A 21,713-nucleotide genomic window follows, 5' to 3' on the forward strand; every position below is an offset into this window, starting at 1 on the left:
GCTCATAAATTTCGTATAAATTCACGCGCTCAAAATCAATCCAGAATGCCAGTGATCTTAAAATACCTAACAGTGTATGCCCTGAGTGCGCTCAAAATCATTTTTGGGCCCACCTTAGGCCTTGCTTATGGGTTTTCTGTCCTTGAGACCACCCTCCTATCCCTCCTGGGTATGATGAGTACGGTGTATCTCCTCACTTACTTTGGCCCTGAAATCAGGAACCTGTCACTCCGGCTGTTCAAGTCTAAAAAGAAGCGTAAAAACTTCACGCCCAAGCGACGAAGACTTGTCAGAATCTGGACAAAATATGGTGTAGCCGGCATTGCCTTCTTCACACCCATCCTCCTTTCACCCATCGGTGGCGCCATCCTGGCCAATGCCTTTGGCGGTAAGCGCTCTGAAATCATTCGGTGGATGTGGCTCTTTGGTGCCGTATGGGCATTTATCCTCACCTTGCTCACGAGGTATGCCGGATGGTTGCTGGAAGATTTTGGAGTGATCTAAGGCCCTATTCGGGAACCTCCTCATCGTCCATGATTTCGATATCCTGGATCAACACGCGCCTGGAAATGGCCTGCCCAGTGGGAGTAGCTGCCAGACCTCCCAGTGCTGTTTCTTTGTACTTGGCTTCCATACTCTGACCGATCTCTCCCATTGCGTCCACGCATTCGTCTACAGGTATCACCGGGCTCACATCCGCCAGGGCTATCTGAGCAGAAGAGTTGGCAATGGCTGCCGCACTGGCATTGCGCACTACGCACGGGATCTCCACCAGGCCAGCTACCGGATCGCAGACCAGCCCCAGCATACACTGTATGGTGATGGCTACTGCATTAAACGCCTGATCTACGGTGCCACCAAGGGCATACACAATGGCCGCTGAAGCCATGGCCGCAGCTGCGCCCGTTTCTGCCTGACAACCACCCACTGCTCCAGAAATAGAGGCACGCTTTTCCATAATCAATGCCACTCCGGCACCAATTAACAAGCCTTCCAGGATCGTCCGGTCGGGCAGGTCATGTATTTCCTGCAGGGTAACCATGGTGCCTGGTAAAATGCCGGAAGCGCCAGCAGTAGGTGCTGCCACCACTCGGCCCATACATGAGTTGACCTCCTTGGCCGCCAAAGCTCTTGATATCAATTTTTGAAATTCTGGAGAGAGCACTGACAATGGTAGGTTGGCTACCTTTTTCGCGCCACTGTTGATCATTCCTGAGAATGAGTTCATTTCCTGAGTAAGGCCCGTCTGCACGGCCTCTCGCATCACGAGGTAGGCCTTAGACAGTCCGGTCCATACCTCCTCTTCGCTCTTCCCTTTTTGCTCTCTTTCATACCGGAGCACGGGTTCATACAGGGGCTTGTTTTCATCCGAACAGTACTTACGCCATTCGTCGAAACTATCAAATAAGATACTCATATCTATGTCATTTTTGGGGTTCTGCAAAGTTATAGGAAATGATTGTCCCTTCGCTATTTACTACTACAAAGGATTAGTGGATAAGATTCAGTTTCTATATTTGCGCCCATGTTGAAGAATGACCTCATCTTAAGAGCGGCCCGTGGAGAAAAAACGGAACGAACCCCAGTATGGGTAATGCGCCAGGCCGGAAGAATATTGCCAGAATACCGGGCTGTCAGAAACGGATTGAGCGGTTTCAAGGAGCTGGTGGAGACGCCTGAGCTGGCCGCTGAGGTCACCATTCAGCCAGTGGATATTCTGGGAGTAGACGCGGCCATTATCTTCTCGGACATACTGGTCATCCCAGAAGCCATGGGACTCCCCTATGAGATGGTGGAAAAAACAGGCCCCATTTTCAGGAAGACTGTGGCCACTACGGAAGACCTGACTTCACTCAAAGTAGCCAAAGCTGAGGACCTTTCTTATACCCTGGAAGCCATCAAAATCACTAAACGAGAGTTATCTGGCCGAGTGCCGATCATTGGCTTTGCCGGGGCTCCATGGACCATCTTCGCCTACATGGTAGAAGGAAGCGGCAGTAAGACCTTCTCTAAGCCGAGAAAAATGCTCTATACCGATCCGGAATTGGCCCATCGGCTGCTGGACATGATCACTCAAAGCACCATTGCCTACCTGAAAGGACAAATAGCAGCAGGTGCGGACATGGTGCAGATCTTTGACTCGTGGGCAGGTGTACTGCCCCCTGAGCAGTATCAGAAATTCTCATTGGCCTACATTGAGCAGATTGCGGCAGGGATCACTGAGGTGCCAGTGACAGTCTTTGCCAAGGGTGCTTTTTTCGCCATCGCAGACATGGCCAACATCAGCTGTAACACAGTGGGGCTGGATTGGAACATGGATGTGCAAGAGGCGCGAAAACTTCTTCCCGGAAAAACCCTGCAGGGTAATATGGATCCTTGTGCCCTCTATGGCACCTTTGATCAGGTCAAATCAGAAACCATTAAGATGTTGAAAGCATTTGAGGGGCATCCGCACATAGCGAACCTCGGACATGGCGTGTATCCAGATACTGATCCGGATAAAGTCAGATGCTTCATAGATACAGTGAAGGAATACCGGGCTTAGCCGCGAATGTTCTTCACTAGCTTTTTCCTGAGCTCTTCCGGATCAAAGGGTTTGGTAATGTAGTCGTTCATCCCATAATGAAGCACTTTCTCCTGCACCCTCACCAACGCTGAGGCCGTAAGTGCCACGATGGGCACGTTGTTTTTGGTGGCTCTGATGGCCCTGGTGGCTTCATACCCATCCATCACTGGCATTTGCAAATCCATCAGTATGATGTCGTAGTAGTTGCTGGAAGCCTTTTCTACAGCAACTTCCCCATTTTCTGCCAGATCAATTTTCATATTCCAGCTCTTTAGAAATTTCTTAGCCACCACCACATTCATGGTATTGTCTTCCACCAAGAGCACCTGCCTCCCATGGAGTTTCTCCACCATGCCCTGCTCCTGATCTTCCAGGGATACTGGAGCCACCTTGCGAGCCACCCCCCTGGTATATTCTTGCTCGAAAAAGAATGTAGTCCCTTCCCCGAGCTTACTTTGCACCTGAATGGCAACCCCTTGGAGCTCTAACAATCTTTTGATGATAGAAAGACCGAGTCCAGACCCACCAAACTCTCTGGTAGTGGAGGAACTGGCCTGTGTGAATCTTTCAAAAATCTGCTCCAGCTTATCCTCCGGAATGCCTATACCGGTATCCTCCACTTCATACCTGATCGTAATCCGATCCCGGCTCTCTCCTTGTCTTTTTACCTTCAGGGTTACATGCCCTTCCTTTGTGAACTTGATGGCATTGTCCAGCAGATTGTTGAGTACCTGGTTCAGGCGGGTTCTGTCTGTGATGATTTCGATCGCAATGGATTCATCAAACTCCAGGTTAAGGTCTAGTCCCTTGGCCTGAGCCTTGACGCGATATCCCCTATAAATGCTGGTAATAACCTCCTTGAGGTTCACCGTCATTTCCTCAAATTCTATGGAACCGAACTCCAGTTTATTGTAGTCGAGGATATCATTGATAAGGGAGGTGAGATTCTCTGCGGAATATTTGAGTGAAATCAGGTTTTCCTTTTGATCCTTACGAGGTTTGTCCTGAAGTAAAAAGTGAGAGATACCAACTACGGCATTTAGTGGGGTCCTGATTTCATGGGAAATGGTACTCAAAAAATCCGTTTTTGCCTGAGAGGCTTTTTCAGCTTCCTCTTTGGCCTGCTTTAAAGAATTTGCAAATCGAAATGAAAGGATGAGTGACTGTGAAAAAAAGAAAGAGACGTACCCCCAGAATGAAACGGCCTTATTTTCTTCCAAGAGACCAAAATAGACAAAGATATTATACACAAATATCAGAAAGACCACTCCTACGCTAATGAGACCAAAAGTGGAGTCCGGCCGACGATTGATTTTAGCTCTGACATAAATGAAAAAAGTCAGTGCAATATAAATCAGTAATATGCCGAAAAAGGGCTCCACCAGATGAGAGTAAACGGACACTGGAAACAGAAGAGTAAGCCCAATAAACAGCAGACAAATCCCATCAAGTATGTCCCAAATAATTTTTTTCGCCTCCAGTGGGAAGGTATGATGCACAAAGCGTCCAAACGCAAAAGTGGCCAAAAACAGCGTGAGATATTCGATTCGGGTGGTCACATACCACGAGACGTCCACCAGTGAATGCAGCACATAATACCCAAAACCGATCACCCTGTAGCTGTAGATCAGGCAGAATAGCGCAAAATAAAGAATGGCTTTATCTCGTCTTCCGAAGAAATACAGGCCCAGAAAAAAAAGGCCACCGGTAAGTAAACTGCCCGTAAGGATCAGGTCATAAGCAAGTATCGCCAGGTATTCAGCAGCCATCACCTCCGAAGTGCCTATTTGCATACCCTCTAAGGCACCGCCTTTGCTGTGATCAAAATTGGCAATCTGAAGGATCAGTTCGTTGGTATCCGACACATTAGGAAGGGCGACAAACTGAGGCTTCCATTTGGGCAAGTAAGCCTCGGGAGTAGTTGCCACCTGACCATTCTTGGCGATCAGCTTTCCATTGAAGTACAACGCGAAAGCGCTGTAAACATCCTCAACATAAAGCGTATAGTCGGAACGCTCCGGCAAGAGTATTATGGCCCGGTATGTAGCAAACCCCTTTGCATTCAAAGGCTTGTCACCTACAAACTGATTATTCCAAAGCGACGGAAACGGGAAATAGCCAGGAGTCAATGTGTCAAACTGACCAGGTAGTAGGAGTTGATCCCAATAAAACTCATAGGTCCCATCGAGCGAAATGCTTTTGCTGAAATCGGCGTTTCTCAAATCTATTGTAGCAGATTGAGTCTGCCCCATGGAGAAATTTCCAATAAAAAGTAACAGACAGCAAATGACAAATCGCGATGCGAACATCCAGTATCAGGTATAGTGACGGAGCTTTTTCAAAAGTTCCCCCGGGTCAAAGGGCTTGATAATATAATCATTCATTCCCGAGTTTCTGATTTTTTTCTGTTCTTCGGGTAGTGCTGAGGCCGTCAAAGCGATAATTGGAGTCAGATTATTCTTCTTTCTGATTTCCTCAGCTGCTTCAAAACCATCCATCACCGGCATCTGCAGATCCATCAACACCACGTGAAAATTGCGGGTTGAGATGGCTTCTATTGCCTCTATACCATTCGCCGCCACGGTCACACTGGCTCCCCACTTATTTAAAAACTTGGATGCCACCATCACATTGATCTGATTGTCTTCAACCAATAGCACATCAAGCGGCAGTTGTTGTTCCTCTATGTTGTCAGGCATGCTCTCTAATATAATATCTTCAACTATTGCGAATTGCTGAGTGAACCAAAACAATGAGCCATTGCCCAATTCACTCTCCAGCATCAGGTCAGACCCCTGCAATTTGAGCAATTTTTTTGTAATGGTAAGCCCCAGACCTGTACCTCCGTAGCGTCGGTTAGTGGAGGAACTCGCCTGTGTAAAACTCTGAAAAATATCCTCTTGTCGTTGCTTCTCTATCCCGATACCAGTATCTGCTACTTCAAATTTAATGACCACATGGTCATTGGTCTGTGATTCGCATTTTAAACTCAACCTGATCACTCCTTCTTCTGTAAATTTAATGGCATTGCTCAGCAGGTTGGTCAGTATCTGACTAGTTCGGGTCTGATCACAGGATATGAATTGCGGAATTCGATCATCACACTCAAAGACGACTTTCAGCTTTTTGGCATCCGCAATCGGCAAAAACACACGGTTCAGGTTCTCAATAAGCGACCGGATATCGACCGACCTGTATTCAAACTCAATTTTATCAGCCTCAATTTTACTGAAGTCAAGAATATCATTGATGATGACCAGGAGGTTTTCAGCAGAAAACTTGAGGGTATTGAGGGTTTCTTCCTGATTTTTGGTGGGTTGATCTCCCAGCAAATAGTTGGACAACCCTATCACAGCATTCATGGGTGTCCTGATTTCATGAGACATCATAGAAAGAAACTCCGACTTGGTGCGGGCGGCATGTTCCGCTTGCTCTTTGGCCTCTTTCAAGGAATTGGTAAAGAGAAAAAACAAAATGAGCGACTGAAAAAAGAAGAACGCCAGGTACCCCACAAAAGAAATCAACTCAATCTCTTCCGCCGCACCCATATAAAGGTAAATCTTGTAAGAGAAGATCATTAAAATCATCAGCGAGCTGATCAAAGCATATCTGGACCCCTCCATGTTTCGCTGATATGCCCGGATGTATACATACGCCACGATTAAAATACCCACGAGGAGCAGAATCAAATAGGCATCCACCAAGCTGGTGAAAACCATTGGCGGAAAAATCAATGTAATGCCAGAAGCGAGGATGGAAATGGCCACGAAAATATACAGGGGATTGACACGATATTTCAGTGGAAAAAGTGCGTGCGTGTAAAGTGTGAAGAAGATAGGAGGCACAAATAGTGATAGATACTCAAGGCGAATACTCGTCAGCCACGCCATACCCGGATAAATAATTTGTAAGGTATAATCATCAGCACCCACCACCCGATAGGAAAAAGTGAGACAAAAAACTGAGAAGAAAATCGCTGACTTTTCTCGTTGACCGAAAAAATAAAGGGCACAAAAAAACAAGCCGGTCATTACCAAAGTGCCAGTAAGCAACAAGTCAAAAGCAAGAAGTTCGTTGGCCTGACTTCTCAAAAAAGCCTCATCGCCTAAAAGAATCGCTTCTCTGGCTCCACCTTTCCGGTGGGAAAAATTGGAGATCTGAAGGGTAATCCGAACAGTGTCCTGATCTGGCAATTCAATGATCTGGGGCACCCATTTGGGATCTGAGGTAGCCGGATCCATTCCTACCTGCCCACCAAAATCGATCCTTTCATCCTCGATATACAGTCTGGCTGCCGAATAGACATGTTTGATTCTCAGGGCGAGATCCGTCCGATCACGTGGTAGCAGAATAGTCAAATGGTAAGTAGCAAAACCATTCCGTGAAAGCGGCACTCCACCATGGGAGCTGTGATTATTCCAAAGCTCGGGGAAATAAAAAAAGTCCTGAGTGGAAGATGAGATAGCGTCCGGGGAGAGCAATTGCTCCCAAAAAAAAGTCCATTCACCATTCAGGGGAACGGGCGCAGCGGATAGGTCAGCATCCCTCAAATCCAATACCCCTTTCTGCGCCTCGCGTGCTGTGACATTCATGCCAATAGCAAAAAGTACGATGACGCACAATAAGAATTTCCCGTTCATTAAAAACTGCTGGTTTACTTCAACTGCGCTAAGACAAGTTCATTGGATTGAGCTTCTCCAAGCAATCGGATGGGGTCTATCGGCATCACTCCAGGATACTCACAGACAATACCGCCTCCTAAGTTAGCCAACTCAGCGGTAAATAGCAGTGGCAAATTCAGTGCACAGCAGAGTCCGGCAATAGAAATGACCGTATCTCCAGCCCCTGACACATCCGATATGCTGCGCAAATGCGCCGGCAATTTTCCGGATACTGCGTCTGAATAATAATAAACACCTTCCCCGGAAAGTGTTAACAGCAGCTGGTCAAATTGAATTTTGCCCGATAGTAGAGTGGCGCCATCAGCCAGGGAAGACTCATCGAGACTCAATGCCTCAAGCCCCAATCCGGTTTTCATTTCTGAGAGATTGGGTTTGAACAGACTCACGCCCTGATAAGTAAGGAAATTTTTCTTTTTGGGATCTACCACCACTGGCACGCTGCACTCCTGCGCCGCTCGAATAATCCACTGAATCAGCTCCTTACTCAGACAACCTTTATCATAGTCTTGCAGTAGAATCAAGTCCACCTCACTTATGAGCGGTTCGATGATTGCAGTCAATAACGAACGCTCTACAGCCGTTAGCGACCGTTCGGTTTCTCTGTCTATCCTAAGCAGGTGTTGAGAACCGGAAAGAACCCTGTGCTTGACAGTGGTCACTCGTTCGTCGCTTTTGACTACTTGTGCAGCAGAAATTCGCTGTTGCTCCAGCAGCTGGATCAGTAAATCCGCCTCCGGATCCGCTCCGGCGAGCGTACAAAGAATAGGGTGGGCACCAAGCGCCTGGATATTGAGCGCCACGTTGGCTGCTCCGCCAAGGCGATGCTCGGTCTTTTGGGCCTGTAAGATGGGTACAGGTGCCTCCGGAGATACCCGGTGCACCTCACCATATGTGTAAGTATCGACCATCGAATCACCGATGATCAATACTTTCATTTTTGTAAAAGCATTGAAAACCCCCTCAATGGAGTCAAATGCCATTATGCTAGTTTAGCCAATGATGCCTTCATCCTGCTCATGGCCGTTTTCAGATCCTCAACAGAAGCAGCATAAGACAGTCTCAAACATCTGGGATCACCAAATGCCTCACCAGTCACTACCGATACATTGGCATCTTCCAATAAAAACAGACTTAAGTCGGTGGCGTCAGCAATGACCTTCCCGTTGACACTTTTGCCAAAATAGCTGCTCACATTGGGGAAAAAATAGAAGGCTCCACCAGGCATATTCACCTCCACACCGGGAATTTCACTCAGCAGGCCATACACCAGCTCCCGTCGGCTTCTGTACTCCTCCACCATCTTGTAAGATGGCTCATAGTCTGAAGTCAGGGCCGTCAACGCGGCACGCTGAGCTATTGAACAGTTGGCTGAGGTGATCTGCCCCTGCATTTTATTGGCTGCTTTGGCCAGCCATAGGGGAGCTCCGATGTACCCCACTCTCCAGCCAGTCATTGCAAATCCTTTGGCAAATCCGTTGACAGTAACTGTACGATCCTCCATGCCTGCAATGGCACCGATGCTCACATGCTTCTCTCCGTAGTTGATCAACTCATAAATTTCATCGGAGATCACCACGATATTTGGATATTCTTTCAGCACTTCCGCGATAGCCTCCAGTTCTTCCTGAGAAAAAACAGAACCTGTGGGATTACATGGTGATGAAAAAATCAATGCTTTTGTTTTGTCCGTGATAGAGGCTTTCAGTTGCTCGGCTGTTGCTTTAAAGTCATGTTCCAAATCTCCATTCACAAAAACACACTTCCCCTCAGCCAGTTCCACCAAAGCGCTATAGCTCACCCAGTATGGCGAAAATACGATCACCTCATCACCCGGATCCAGCAGTGCCAAAAATACGTTGGCAATAGACTGCTTGGCTCCATTGGAAACCACAATCTGATCAGGCGAATAATTCAATCCGTTTTCCTTCTTGAATTTGGCACTGATAGCTTCTCTGAGATCCAAATAGCCATTTACCGGAGGGTACGCAAAGTACTTTCCTTCATCAATGGCCGCTTTCGCTCCCTCCTGAATGTGTTTAGGCGTCTTAAAGTCCGGCTCGCCCAAGCTAAGGCTTATTACGTCCACTCCATTCTGCTTCAGCTCCCTTGCCTTTGCTGCCATGGCCAGGGTTGCAGATTCTGCCATATTTTTGATTCGCTCTGATCGTAAATCCATTATCTTTATTCGTTTTGAGGTGCAAAATTAATTAAATCAAATACATCATCAAATGAGAAAAACTATCTATTTTATATTTATATGTGTCTTTTTTTTGAAATTTTTCAATGCGAAAGCGCAAGAATCCAAAATCAAGTTTGGCGCATACCTGGATACCTACTATAGTTTTGACTTTAGCAAACCTCTGGATAATCAACGACTTTACGTCACTCAATACGATAAACACAACGAATTTAACCTGAGCCACGCCTGGGTGAGTGCCGCCTACGAAGAAGATAAAGTCAGGGCTAGTCTGGCCCTACAGGTGGGAACCTATCCGGCCAACAACTACGGGGCAGAACCAGAAAAACTCTACCAAATGGTGTATGAAGCGTATGCGGGGTATCAGGTAACAAAAAAAGGATGGTTGGATGTGGGGATTTTTGGCGGACATTTTGGTTATGAAAGTGCCTTGTCTCTGGATCGGGATCTGTATTCTCCCGCACTGGCCACTGAGTACACCCCATACTATCAGTCTGGTCTGCGGTACACCCACGACCTCTCAGACAAAACACAGCTAAGAGCAGTAGTTCTCAACGGCTGGCAAAATATAGGTGAAACCAACAATAAAAAATCACTGGGTATCGCCGTGGACCACACGCTGAATGAATCATTCAAAATAAGCTATGGTAACTATTACGGCAATGAGAGCACCAACAGCAACATGGACCTGATGAGGTTTCACAACAATCTGATTCTCGAGGCAAAGCCCCTTAAGAATTGGAAAATTGCAGGTGTGCTAGACTACACCACACAAAGCAACAGCGCTACTGATAAAAACCTACACACTTCTTTTATCACGGTGATCAGCAAGTATACATTTTCTGAAAAATGGTCGGTGGCTGGCCGTTATGAAAACATCAATGACAAAGATGACCTACTCATCAATGGCATCACAGGCCAGTTTGCCATGAATGTCATTAGTCTGTCTGTAAACTATTACCCCACCGAAAATGCCGCATTCAAATTAGAAGCTAAAACCTACAAAGGCCCGTACAATAACTTCGCGGGTGAAGAGGGCGTGGGGGCCGGACTATTGGTCCTCGGAGCAGGAATGGCGATTAGACTCAACTAAAAAACAAAACCCCTGCTGCGAAGATCACAGCAGGGGTTTCATAACCAAATATCTATTAGCTATTAATTAGCGACAAACTCTTTAAGTCTTCTGTTTTTACCAGGCTCTCTCAATTTCTGAAGTGCCTTTTCTCTTATTTGTCTCACACGCTCACGGGTCAATCCCATGGCATCTCCTATTTCTTCCAATGTGTAAGGATTGTCATGACCGATACCGAAGCTCATCATGATCACTTCTCTTTCTCTGGCTGTCAGGGTAGAAAGCGCCCTTAGTGTCTCCACCTTCAGTGAATCATTGAATACCAACTCACCATCTGTAGGACCTGTGGTTTGGTTTTCCAATACATCCAAAAGTGAACCAGACTCATCTTCACCAAAAGGTGCATCCATGGACATTTGCTTCACCTCAGCACCCAGTGTGTTTCGCACTTCACTAGGCTTCATGTCCAGAATTTCTGCCAATTCCTCCTCAGTTGGCTCACGCTCAAACTGCTGCTCGAGCTCAGCATAGGCTCTTCTGATCTGGTTGATCGCACCTGACTTGTTCATCGGTAGACGAACAATTCTCGACTGCTCAGCCAAAGCCTGCATAATGGACTGACGAATCCACCACACCGCATAGGAGATAAATTTGAAACCTTTGGTTTCATCAAATTTCTTTGCTGCCTTGATCAATCCCAGGTTTCCCTCGTTGATGAGGTCATTCAAAGGAAGGCTTCTGTTTTGGTACTGCTTCGCCACAGATACCACGAACCTCAAGTTAGCCTTTACCAACTTCTCCAGAGCCAGCTCATCACCCTCGCGGATTCTTTTAGCTAGCGTCACCTCCTCATCAGGAGTAATCATCGGTACATTACTTACTTCAGTAAAGTACTTCTCCAGAGTGTGACTCTCTCTTCGGTTGGTAATGGATTGTGTGATCTTGAGTTGTCGCATGTGCTTTCTTTATAGTTAATATTCCAATCAGCCGCTGGTTTTAAGATCAAAAACGGCCAATTTTTCCTTCAGAATCTATTTCGCTAAATTCAATTAAAGAACCGCGAATTTACGAAAATATTGAGTACGGATCAAATTCTTTTAGACAATAAATTCCAACCTTAATAAAACTCGCTAAGTGGTAAATAGGTTTCACTTTTGGAAAAATTTACGAAAATAATCCCAAAATCCTACCTTTTCTTACTCGTATCTGAGAGAATTAACGGGATTTGATTTAGCCAAACGATACACACGGGCAATCACGGTAACAAAGGAAATAACCAAAACGGCAGCAAATGCAATCGTAAAAACACCAACAGAAAGCTCTATGCGATATGCAAAATCCTGAAGCCAGCCATTGAGGGTCCACCAGGCCACCGGTGCTGCCACGAAAAGGGATATAAGCAGTAGTGCTACATAATCTCTTAGAATGATTTGCAAGATGTTAGGGATGCTGGCACCCAGCACTTTTCTAATTCCCACCTCTTTGGTCTTTCTTTCGACCGTAAAATTCACCAGGCCAAACAACCCGAAAGCGGATATGATAATGGAAATAACGGTGGCAATCAGGATCAAATAGCTCCTACTCTGATCTGCCTGATAATACCGCTCCCAGCGCTCATCCAGAAAGTTGATTTCCGCCGGAGTTTCAGGGTCGTATCGCTTTTGTACCTCCTCTATGTGCGCGAGCACCTCAGGAAGATTCTCCTGATACCGGATAGTAAAATAGTCTATCCCCAGCACGGGATTGTTCCAACTGGTGATCACCACAGGCCCGAGCGGCACATGCAGCGACTGAAAATGAAAATCCTTCACCACGCCGATCACCTGCATTTTGGACAGGGTATCTTCTGCTATCCATACGGATGCGCCGATGGGATCCTCCAAACCCAATAGTTCCACGGCTTTTTCATTCAAAATCACTTTCAGTGTGTCACTGCCTGCAACCCCTGAGAAATTTGAACCCGTCTTCAGTGTCATCTGGTAGGTATCCAGCCAGTTTTCATCAGCTGCATAGTGCGTCGCCACTACAGGGTTTTCATTCTGAACCTGGGACAATTCTACCGATGGAATGTACTTCCACTCTCCAGGCACACGAGAGGAAGTGGTGGCATTCACCACACTGGCATGCTCCTTGAGCCCGGCAATAATGGACTTAAATCGCTGACGGGCGGTTCCGCTATTGATATCCAGTGTTACTAGTTTATCATTCCTAAAGCCCAAATCCTTCGTCTGCACATAGTGAAGCTGACGGTATAGCACAATAGATCCAATGATCAGGCATAAAGAAATACCATACTGCACCACCACAAATAATTTTCGCAACAGGTCACCTTTCCCAACAAAGACATTGCGGGTCAGAATAAGGGAATGATTGAGTTTGGAATAATAAACGGCAGGGATCAGGGATGACAGCACCCAAATAACACCAAAAGCCACAGCATGATAGCCAAGTAGGTCCAGACTAAAAAACCGGCTCAATGGGATGACTTTATCAGAAAGCTCCAGGAATTTCGAATGAAACACAATGAGCAGCACTACAGAGAGCACATAAGCAATCAAAAGGGTCAAAAAGGTCTCTACAAAAAGCTGGAACCGAAGCTGACCGATGGTCGCTCCATTCACCTTTCGGATGCCTGCCTCCAGGGTTCTCTTCAAGGCCTGCACCGAAGACAAATTAATATAGTTCAGTGCGGCTATGGTAATCACAAAAAGGCCTATCAGAAAAATTATTGAGACAAACTGCCGCTGAGAATAGGGGATAGACACCACTGCATCCGAACCAAATGTATCCAAATGACCAGACCCCAGGTGCATCTCTGCGATGGCCTGAAAGTAGAAATCATGGTGGGGTCGGATCTCATCATTGTAGTATTTCTTCATGAACCCCTCCTTCTTGGCAAGGACAGATTCGGGTCGGCTCCCCGCTTTGAACAGCGCCCAGGTGGTCATTCCCCGAGAGTTCCAGGAAGTCAGCCAGTCGCCATAAGCAGCCGGAAACTGCGCAAAATCCGCCACGTACACCGTATTGAACTGATAGGTGGAAGTAGCGGGCAAATCCTCATACACAGCCACCACTTCCACACTACTCATTCTGCCGGGCATGGTCACGATCTTGCCTATGGGATCCTCATCGCGGAAGAGCTTACGAGCGGTGGTTTCATTGAGTACCACCCCCACTGCGCCATTGAAATTCTGAAGTGGATCACCGGCCTTGATGTTGAAATCCAGGATATTAAATAAACTCTTTGTGGCGAATACATAATTGCGATCGTTGAACAACGTCTCACCATACTGCAAACCTCCAGACCCCAGCGAGATCATTTTAGCTGTTTCTTCTATTTCCGGAAACTCATCCTTAAGCCCATCTGCCAGCATATTGGAAGTGGCACTGAAATGCTGAACCTCTCCGTCCTCACCGGTACGTTTTTCCAGTACTCTGTAGATGCGATCCGCTTTGGCATGGTACCTATCCAAATGCTCCTCATCATATACATATATCAGGATAAAAAAGAGCACAGCAAACCCCAGAGCCAGCCCTAAAGTATTGACCAGATAATGGGTAGTTTCCTTTCGAAATCGTCTGAAATAAACTTTGGTATAATTCTGTAGGGCGTTCATGGTCCAGTTGTTAATGGTGAATGGTTTGATATTGATAGGTCGAAAGGCACGGATCACATCCCACAGAAATTTCCGATTGGCACTTTGTGGTGATACCTCCAGCCGCTTTTCAAAAAGCTCGATCAGATCTCCTTCTATCTCCTCCAGAAATTCTTCACGACAAAACCAGCGGAGAAACTTCAATGCTCTTTTCGGGGGTGTCATTTGCATTGGTTTAGTTGAAAGAGATATTAGGAATCTCCTTATAGATGCTCGTGCGAAGGGTGTATTGTTTATCCAGCATACTCTTGCCGAGTGCACTGATCACATAAAATTTCTTTCTTCTCCCACCCCGGTCTGCAGTGATCCCACCAAATCGGGAAGTAACAAAACCCTTTTTTTCCAGACGCTTCAGGGCTACGTGTATGGCACTGATGTTTACCTTTTTTTCCAGCTTTTTTTCCAGACTTTCCAGAATAAGGACACCATAGGCCTCATCGTGATGCGCTGCCACCATCAGCAAGACTAATTCTTCAAATTCTCCGAGAGATTGCTCTTTCATACCTATCTCAAAATTATTTACTTAACAAACGTGCATGTAATGTATTAGTTTCACTATTGTTAAGCAAATAAAGAACAACCGGATTCTTTAAGTTTACCATTCACTACGCTCCTGATATGAAACCATACCTTCACCTGCTGCTTGCTATTGTCATCCTGTCCTGTGGAGACCATACCGCCATAGACCCTGAACAGCCAACTGACTCGGCGGACACGCTCACGATTTTTTTCATCAATGATCAGCATGGCCAGCTAAGCAACTTCGCCAAAATCAAGCACATCGTGGATAAGGAGAAAGCAACCAACGAACACGTACTACTGGTATGCGCAGGGGATATGTTTTCCGGCAACCCCATAGTGGATCAATATGAGAAGAAGGGCTATCCGATGATCGACATCATGAACAAAACCGGATTTGATGTGTCGGTTCTTGGGAATCATGAATTTGACTATGGGCCATCGCACCTGAAAGACAGGGTACTGCAAGCAGAATTTGACTGGGTATGTGCCAACGTGGACATGAAAAACAGCGGAGTGCCACAACCTGACCCTTTCAAAACACTAACCATAGGAAACTTGAATGTCACTTTTCTCGGACTGGTAGAAACTTTCGGCAAGCCTGGAGCCATCATCCCTGCCACTCACCCCTGGCGTGTGACGGAAATGCAATTTCGCAGACACACCGACATACTGGCTAAATACCGTACCCTGAAGGAGGATGAAGGTGCTGATGTCCTCATCGCACTGACCCACCTGGGCACACAAAATGACCTTGAGTTGGCGGAAATTTTCCCGGAATTGGATGCTGTCATTGGTGGTCATTCCCACCAAAAAGTAAACCTGACCATCAACGAAACACCGGTGGTGCAGGCCGGCTCTTACCTGGCTCTACTCGGGCGACTGGATCTGATCGTCGACAAAGCCCGTATCACCAGTTCAGACGTCTCTTTCATCGATCTTCATGACTATGCAGAGCGTGACCAGGATTTAGCAGACCTGATAGCCACTTACAACAATGCACCGCAATTCAATGAGGTAATTGGGGTGGCCCTTTCAGATCATGATCGCAACGAACTAGGCTGCTTTTACACCACCGCTCTGATGGATTACTTGCAGGTAGACATGTCCTTTCAAAACGGTGGAGGTATACGCTCAGGCATAGATGCGGGGGATATCACCACTTTGGAAATATACAACATGGATCCATTCAATAATCAGAGCGTGATTTTCACCATGACGGCCCAGGAGGTGAGCGATTTTTTCACAGAGAGTCGGGCAGGCGTACATGTATCAGGAGTGGATTTCCAGCAAAATGGCTCTACGCTTGTGCTCTACAAAGATGGCAAAGCCATCCCGCCGGAAGATCTGGTTACCATTGGGATCAATGACTATATTCCTGCGGTCTACGACCAGTATTTTCCTTTGGAAAAAGCTGAGATACAAGGACTAACCACTGCCGAAACCATCATTGCCTACCTCAAAACCATCAACGCCACCCTGGATGATGAAGGATGCAACCGGTACTTTCAGTATTAACCAGAGAAAATCTATTCGTTTCGCAGGCATTCTACAGGATTGATTCTGGCCGTTCGGATGGTCTGAAGGGCTACCGTAAACCATGCCACCAGTAAGGCACTTAGACCTGCCAGTGCAAAAAACCACCATTCGAGACCAACCCTGAATGCAAAGTCCTGCAGCCAGTCAGCAGCAATGAAGTAGCTAACGGGCAAAGCAATCATAGCGGCCACCAATACCATTTTGGTAAAATCCAGGGACAACAAATAAACAATGCCCAAAACACTGGAACCCATCACCTTTCTAATTCCGATCTCCTTGGTACGCCGCTCGGCTGTGAAGGCAGCCAACCCAAACAAGCCCAGGCAAGAAATAAGAACGGCAAACCCTGCGAAATACCTCGATAGCACCCCCACTCGTTCCTCCGAGGCATATTGAGCCTGATAATCCTGATCTACAAACTGCGGTTTGAAGACGTATCCCGGATTGAAAGAGGAATAGAGTGATTCCATTTTATGCAGGGTACTCACTTCACTTCCTGGTTTTATTCTGGCCATGACATAATGGGTTTTCTCAGGATTGTATAGGAAAATCATGGGCTCCACCCGGGTATGTAGTGATATCAAATTGAAGTCCTTCACTACCCCCACGATCTTCTTATCGCCGCTATAATGCGTAATCGTTTTTCCCAACGGGTCTGCCATTCCCATGGCCGCAATGGCTGTTTCATTGAAAATAACACTGGTGGAATCAGCTCCAAACTCCGAAGAAAACGCACGACCAGACACCAGGTCCAGCCCGAGCATCTCCACCAATCCAGGGCCTGAATTGATCTCCCAAAACTGGATTTGATCCTGAGGAGTTTTACCTGGCCAACTCACACCACCTGTGGAGTTTCCTCCTCCCACCACAAAACCAGAAAGTGCCGCATCTTCTACTCCTTCGGTATTTCTCAACTCATTGATGAATGCATCTGAATGATTAATAAGCCTACCCTCCCTTTCGAAATACACGAGATTTTCACGGTCGTAACCCAGGTTTTTCTGCTTCACAAATTCCATCTGCTTATAAACCACCAACACCGATACGATGAGAATAATCGAGAGGGAAAACTGAATCACCACCAGTGATTTTCGACCCCAAACTTCACCCGTTTTTCGTGACAGTTTCCCTTTTAGCACTTCTATGGCTCTGAGCCCAGACAGGTACAGGGCAGGGTAACTACCAGCAATCACACCCACAATGACAATCAGGAGTCCGGCGATTTGGATCATCCGCCAGTCCATACCCAGGGTCAATTGCTTTTGGGCTAAAAAATTGAACTGTGGGAGTAGCAGCCGTACCAATACAAGGGCCACTACCACCGACAAGAGACTGAGCATGAGAGACTCTGTGAAATACTGCCCCATCAATGACCACCTGGAGGCCCCCAGCGATTTCTTTACCCCGATCTCCTTGATTCGATGCGTGGCTTTGGCAGTCGACAAATTGATAAAATTGATACTGGCGATAAATAGAATGAATAGGGCGATGGTGATGAATAAATTCATATTCTCAACCCGACCACCTATCTGCTTTCCATTTTCATATTTCCCATGGAGGTAAAGGTCGCTATAGCGGGTCAAAAACAGATCTACCTTACCTTCTTCCTGTTGTTCCTTCAAAATAGCGTCTATCTTCTTAGACACATCCTGCGGGTCAGCTGATGGATTGAGCACCACCGCGATTCTTGCGTAGTAGTTAAACCAATTTTTGTAACTAATGAGGTCATCATGAAAAAAGTCCCAGGACATTACAAAGTCAAACGGATCCGAAGAGTGTCTCGGAATATCTTTCAAAACACCAGCAACCTGAACATCCTTGGTCTGATCAAAAAAGTGCCACTCCAGCGATTTTCCAACCGCATCGGTACTCTTAAAAATGCGCATGGCCAGTGATTCCGTGATCAAAATCCCGGACTTATCAGATATCCCAGTACCTCCTATCAACGGATAGGTGTAGACATTCAAAAATTCGGTACTGGCAAACTTCCCATTGGATTTAAAATAGGTCTCGCCCGACGACAGGGTAAACTCATGGGTGTCAGTAGTGGCGACTGCCGTGCTCACTTCCGGCACCCTGGACTCAATCTCATCCAACAGCAGCCCGGGCACACCTTTCCAGGTGCGGATACCACTGGCATCACTGTGATTTGACATGACCTGATACAGCCGGGATTCATGCTCATGAAATTTATCAACGCTCCTTTCATCTGCCACCCAAAGTGCGATAAAGATCACGCAGGCCAACCCGGTAGACAGCCCTATGAGGTTGATCAAAAACTGAGACTTGTGTTTCTTAAAATTCCTGAATGTTAATGTGAAATTGTGACGCACCATGGTAAAGCGGATTAAGGAGGTTGACTTTGATTTTTTGATGGCGAAGGGCCTCAGGTAGTTAAGTACCTGATACCAGTAATTGAGTTTCGCTCTAAAAAGAGACTTGTGACTGGCCATGGAGTAGAACTTCTCCTCTAAATCTCCGAGCACTTCCTCGACCATGTCTGCCCGAAGCAGCCAGGTAAGTAGGCGCGTTGCCAATTTTGGGGGTATTTTATCGCGGTTTTTCAAGCCTTAGGTAAGAAAATTCAACCGATCCACAGACAATCCGGGGTACTGGTTCCATAGAGAAACCCTGAAATCTCTGGAAGAAGTCAGTGCAGCCTGGCCTGATGCAGTGATGGTATAAATCCGCTTGCGCCTCCCGCCTCGCTCGGCGGTTGGCTGACCCATTTCTGAGGTTAGAAACCCTTTGTCTTTCAATCGATCCAATGTAGAATGCACAGAGCCTATGGACGATGCCCGCCCCGACTGAGCTTCGAATTCCTCTGCAATTTTGAAAGCGTAAGCGTCCTCCCCCAGGATGCCTACCAGCAGTAAAATAACTTCTTCAAATTCACCTAAACGCGTTTCTTTCATAACTCAGCAGTATTATACTAGATTGTAGAACTAATATACGGGAAGGACAAATTATTTGTTCTGGTATTTAGTAAGAAATACAAAAACATGTCTCTTAAAAAGATAACAATATCAATATCCAATAAACCGTTTTACATTATAGATTTGCGGTGATTACAACACTTTGCTGGATTACTGAGTCTTAGATCAATCACATTCGCATCACCCAACCTAACGACGTGACTAAAAAAATTTTATCCCTTGTTTCACTCAATCTCCTTGGAGGACTATTGTTTGGGCAAAACTTTACCATCAATGGATACATCAGAGATCAGGTAACAGGTGAAAACCTCATAGGTGCCACCATACTGGATCCGGCAACCATGCAAGGTACCATCACCAATACCTTTGGTTTTTACTCCCTCACACTACCCACCGGCACGTATCAACTCCGTTGCTCCTATGTGGGCTATCAGTCCTGGGAACAGGAAGTCACCCTCACTCAAAACCTGAATCTCAACATCAGTCTGGCACCAGGTACTACCCTGGAGGAAGTGGTCATCACAGCGGAAGAAAACATAGAGCTATCCCCCCAGATGAGCAGCATTGACGTGCCTATAGAGCAGATCAAAGCACTCCCTGTACTCATGGGAGAGGCGGACCTGCTCAAGTCCCTCCAGCTCCTGCCGGGAATCCAGGGTGGGACTGAAGGATCCAGTGGCATCTATGTGCGAGGTGGCGGACCGGATCAAAACCTCATCCTGCTGGATGGAGTGCCCGTGTACAATGTATCACATCTTTTCGGGTTCTTTTCGGTGTTCAACCCGGATGCCATCAATCGGGTAAACGTGGTAAAAGGCGGCTTCCCTGCCCGCTATGGCGGGCGACTTTCCTCGGTCATCGACATCTCCATGAAAGAAGGCAACAATCAGAAATTTAGCGGGGAAGGATCCATTGGTCTCATCTCCTCCAAGCTCACACTCGAAGGCCCGATCGGTAAAGACAAAAAAACCTCATTCCTGGTCTCAGGGAGACGAACCTACATTGATTTACTCACCCGCCCCATCATCAGGGCTCAGTCCGATGGTCAAGCCTCTGGCGGATACTACTTCTATGATGTAAATGCCAAAATGAATCGAATCATTTCTGATAAAGATCGGGTCTACCTCAGCTTTTACAATGGCCTGGATAAGGGCTTCGGCAAAGACGCTTATCAGTATCAGAGTGATGGCGTCAAGTATACAGACAAAAATAAATTTGGCCTGAATTGGGGCAACACCATCACGGCACTCAGGTGGAACCACACCTTCGGCCCAAGGCTTTTTGCCAATTTTACGGGCACCTATAGCAAGTACAAATTCAGAATATTCAGTGAATACGAAACCATCACCAAAGACGGCAATCAAACGGAACGCGAAGCTGAATCAATAGAATACTTTTCGGGAATTGATGACCTGGGCTTTAAAGTGGATTTTGACTTTTTGCCTTCACCTCAGCATAACATCAAGGCGGGCATGAATATGATCCACCATCAGTTCAACCCGGGCATACTCGGGTATGAAACCAACCTGGAGGGTGAATCCGACACCACACTGGGAGCAAATAAAACCCTGGCCGCTGAGTTTGCTACCTACGTGGAAGATGATTTTAAGATCTCCGACAAACTGCGAGCCAATGGCGGACTTCATTATTCTTCTTTTTTGGTCAATCAGAAATATTACCATTCACTGCAGCCAAGGCTCTCCATGCGCTATTTGCTTGGGAGTGACCTTTCGTTGAAAGCTTCCTTTGCTACCATGACCCAATACATCCACCTCCTCACCAATGGAGGCCTGGGGCTTCCCACAGACCTGTGGGTGCCGGCCACAGACCGCATCTCTCCACAGCGAAGCTGGCAGGTGGCCCTGGGAGCGGCCAAAACCTTTAGTGGATTTGAAGGAAGCATAGAGGTCTATTATAAAGAAATGAACAACCTCATAGAATACAAAGAAGGGGCTTCCTATTTCAACCTGGGCTCCGACTGGCAGGATAAAGTGACTGTAGGAAGCGGTGAAAGCTATGGTGCGGAGTTTTTGATCCAAAAGAAAACCGGCAAACTCTCTGGCTGGGTGGGCTATACCCTCTCCTGGACCAATCGCACTTTTGAAGCCCTTAATTTTGGAAAACAGTATCCCTACAAGTATGATCGCCGACACGACGTGAGCATTGTGGCCGTCTATAATGTGAGCAAGACATTCGCTATTTCCTCCACCTGGGTATATGGGACAGGGGCGGCCATCACCCTGCCAGAGAGTGAGTATGAGCAGGAAAGCACAAACGACGCTCATTTTAGTCGGAGTATTCAAAAATATTCGTCCAGAAATGGCTACCGCATGCGCGACTATCACAGGATGGACCTGGGACTGACCTGGACCAAGCCAAAGAAAAACGGCGAGCGATCCTGGTCTTTGGGTGCCTATAATCTATACAATCGCAAAAACCCTTTCTTTCTCCAGCAGGGGTATGATAATAGGGGGAATAAGAAGTTTATTCAATACAGCCTCTTTCCGCTCATTCCATATGTTCGCTACAGCTTTAAGTTCTAAATA

Annotated in this window: 15 protein-coding genes; 5 read left to right on the forward strand and 10 right to left on the reverse strand. The window is 46.7% G+C overall.

All coding sequences use genetic code 11. From position 1 onward, the window contains the following. Window positions 1–45: 45 nt before the first annotated feature. Window positions 46–504 carry a hypothetical protein gene (locus ACHKAR_RS16400; RefSeq protein WP_159583025.1) on the forward strand — a complete coding sequence of 153 codons (459 nt, stop codon included), beginning with the start codon at window positions 46–48 and terminating at the stop codon, window positions 502–504. 4 nt (window positions 505–508) lie between these two features. Here the strand turns inward: ACHKAR_RS16400 and sdaAA are convergent, their stop codons facing one another. Then, window positions 509–1,417, reverse strand: a complete 909-nt coding sequence (gene sdaAA / locus ACHKAR_RS16405) for an L-serine ammonia-lyase, iron-sulfur-dependent, subunit alpha (protein ID WP_395418493.1) — start codon at window positions 1,415–1,417, stop codon at window positions 509–511. Between the two features lie 108 nt (window positions 1,418–1,525). On the opposite strand from sdaAA, the gene hemE reads away from it, so the two are divergent. Beyond that, entirely contained in the window at window positions 1,526–2,545 is a 1,020-nt protein-coding gene (gene hemE, locus ACHKAR_RS16410; protein WP_395418494.1) for a uroporphyrinogen decarboxylase, read from the forward strand. Here the strand turns inward: hemE and ACHKAR_RS16415 are convergent. The 4 genes from ACHKAR_RS16415 to ACHKAR_RS16430 form a co-directional block, all read right to left on the reverse strand. Next, window positions 2,542–4,818 (reverse strand): hybrid sensor histidine kinase/response regulator, encoded by a 2,277-nt coding sequence (locus tag ACHKAR_RS16415; protein ID WP_395418496.1) that lies wholly within the window; start codon window positions 4,816–4,818, stop codon window positions 2,542–2,544. The genes hemE and ACHKAR_RS16415 overlap by 4 nt on opposite strands. A 63-nt stretch (window positions 4,819–4,881) precedes the next feature. Further along, the gene (locus ACHKAR_RS16420) at window positions 4,882–7,206 is read right to left on the reverse strand and encodes a response regulator (protein WP_395418498.1); all 2,325 of its coding nucleotides are present in this window, start codon (window positions 7,204–7,206) and stop codon (window positions 4,882–4,884) included. 14 nt (window positions 7,207–7,220) lie between these two features. Next, window positions 7,221–8,228: a bifunctional heptose 7-phosphate kinase/heptose 1-phosphate adenyltransferase gene (locus ACHKAR_RS16425; RefSeq protein WP_395418500.1), complete on the reverse strand. Its 1,008-nt coding sequence runs from the start codon at window positions 8,226–8,228 to the stop codon at window positions 7,221–7,223. Further along, on the reverse strand, window positions 8,228–9,427 hold the full coding sequence (locus ACHKAR_RS16430; RefSeq protein ID WP_159583816.1) for a pyridoxal phosphate-dependent aminotransferase: 1,200 nt from the start codon (window positions 9,425–9,427) through the stop codon (window positions 8,228–8,230). Before ACHKAR_RS16430 ends, ACHKAR_RS16425 begins: the two co-directional genes overlap by 1 nt. Window positions 9,428–9,476: 49 nt before the next feature. On the opposite strand from ACHKAR_RS16430, the gene ACHKAR_RS16435 reads away from it, so the two are divergent. After that, on the forward strand, window positions 9,477–10,538 hold the full coding sequence (locus ACHKAR_RS16435) for an outer membrane beta-barrel protein (protein WP_159583013.1): 1,062 nt from the start codon (window positions 9,477–9,479) through the stop codon (window positions 10,536–10,538). A gap of 62 nt (window positions 10,539–10,600) precedes the next feature. Here ACHKAR_RS16435 and ACHKAR_RS16440 read toward each other — a convergent pair whose 3' ends face one another. From ACHKAR_RS16440 to ACHKAR_RS16450, 3 genes are all read right to left on the reverse strand, one after another. Further along, complete coding sequence (locus ACHKAR_RS16440; RefSeq protein ID WP_159583011.1) at window positions 10,601–11,473, reverse strand: sigma-70 family RNA polymerase sigma factor; 873 nt, start codon at window positions 11,471–11,473, stop codon at window positions 10,601–10,603. Between the two features lie 240 nt (window positions 11,474–11,713). Beyond that, on the reverse strand, window positions 11,714–14,338 hold the full coding sequence (locus ACHKAR_RS16445) for an ABC transporter permease (RefSeq protein WP_395418501.1): 2,625 nt from the start codon (window positions 14,336–14,338) through the stop codon (window positions 11,714–11,716). Between the two features lie 10 nt (window positions 14,339–14,348). Beyond that, window positions 14,349–14,675 carry a PadR family transcriptional regulator gene (locus ACHKAR_RS16450; protein WP_395418502.1) on the reverse strand — a complete coding sequence of 109 codons (327 nt, stop codon included), beginning with the start codon at window positions 14,673–14,675 and terminating at the stop codon, window positions 14,349–14,351. A 116-nt stretch (window positions 14,676–14,791) separates the two neighbouring features. Between ACHKAR_RS16450 and ACHKAR_RS16455 the strand changes: the two genes are divergently transcribed. Then, complete coding sequence (locus ACHKAR_RS16455; RefSeq protein WP_395418503.1) at window positions 14,792–16,210, forward strand: bifunctional metallophosphatase/5'-nucleotidase; 1,419 nt, start codon at window positions 14,792–14,794, stop codon at window positions 16,208–16,210. 11 nt (window positions 16,211–16,221) lie between these two features. On the opposite strand, the gene ACHKAR_RS16460 is transcribed toward ACHKAR_RS16455, so the two are convergent. Then, the gene (locus ACHKAR_RS16460) at window positions 16,222–18,768 is read right to left on the reverse strand and encodes an ABC transporter permease (RefSeq protein WP_395418504.1); all 2,547 of its coding nucleotides are present in this window, start codon (window positions 18,766–18,768) and stop codon (window positions 16,222–16,224) included. Between the two features lie 33 nt (window positions 18,769–18,801). After that, window positions 18,802–19,146 carry a PadR family transcriptional regulator gene (locus ACHKAR_RS16465; RefSeq protein WP_395418505.1) on the reverse strand — a complete coding sequence of 115 codons (345 nt, stop codon included), beginning with the start codon at window positions 19,144–19,146 and terminating at the stop codon, window positions 18,802–18,804. A 218-nt stretch (window positions 19,147–19,364) separates the two neighbouring features. Between ACHKAR_RS16465 and ACHKAR_RS16470 the strand changes: the two genes are divergently transcribed. Then, entirely contained in the window at window positions 19,365–21,710 is a 2,346-nt protein-coding gene (locus tag ACHKAR_RS16470) for a TonB-dependent receptor (RefSeq protein WP_395418506.1), read from the forward strand. Window positions 21,711–21,713 lie beyond the last annotated feature (3 nt).

The sequence above is a fragment of the Marinoscillum luteum genome, from assembly GCF_044005705.1.
GTDB lineage: Bacteria > Bacteroidota > Bacteroidia > Cytophagales > Cyclobacteriaceae > Marinoscillum > Marinoscillum luteum.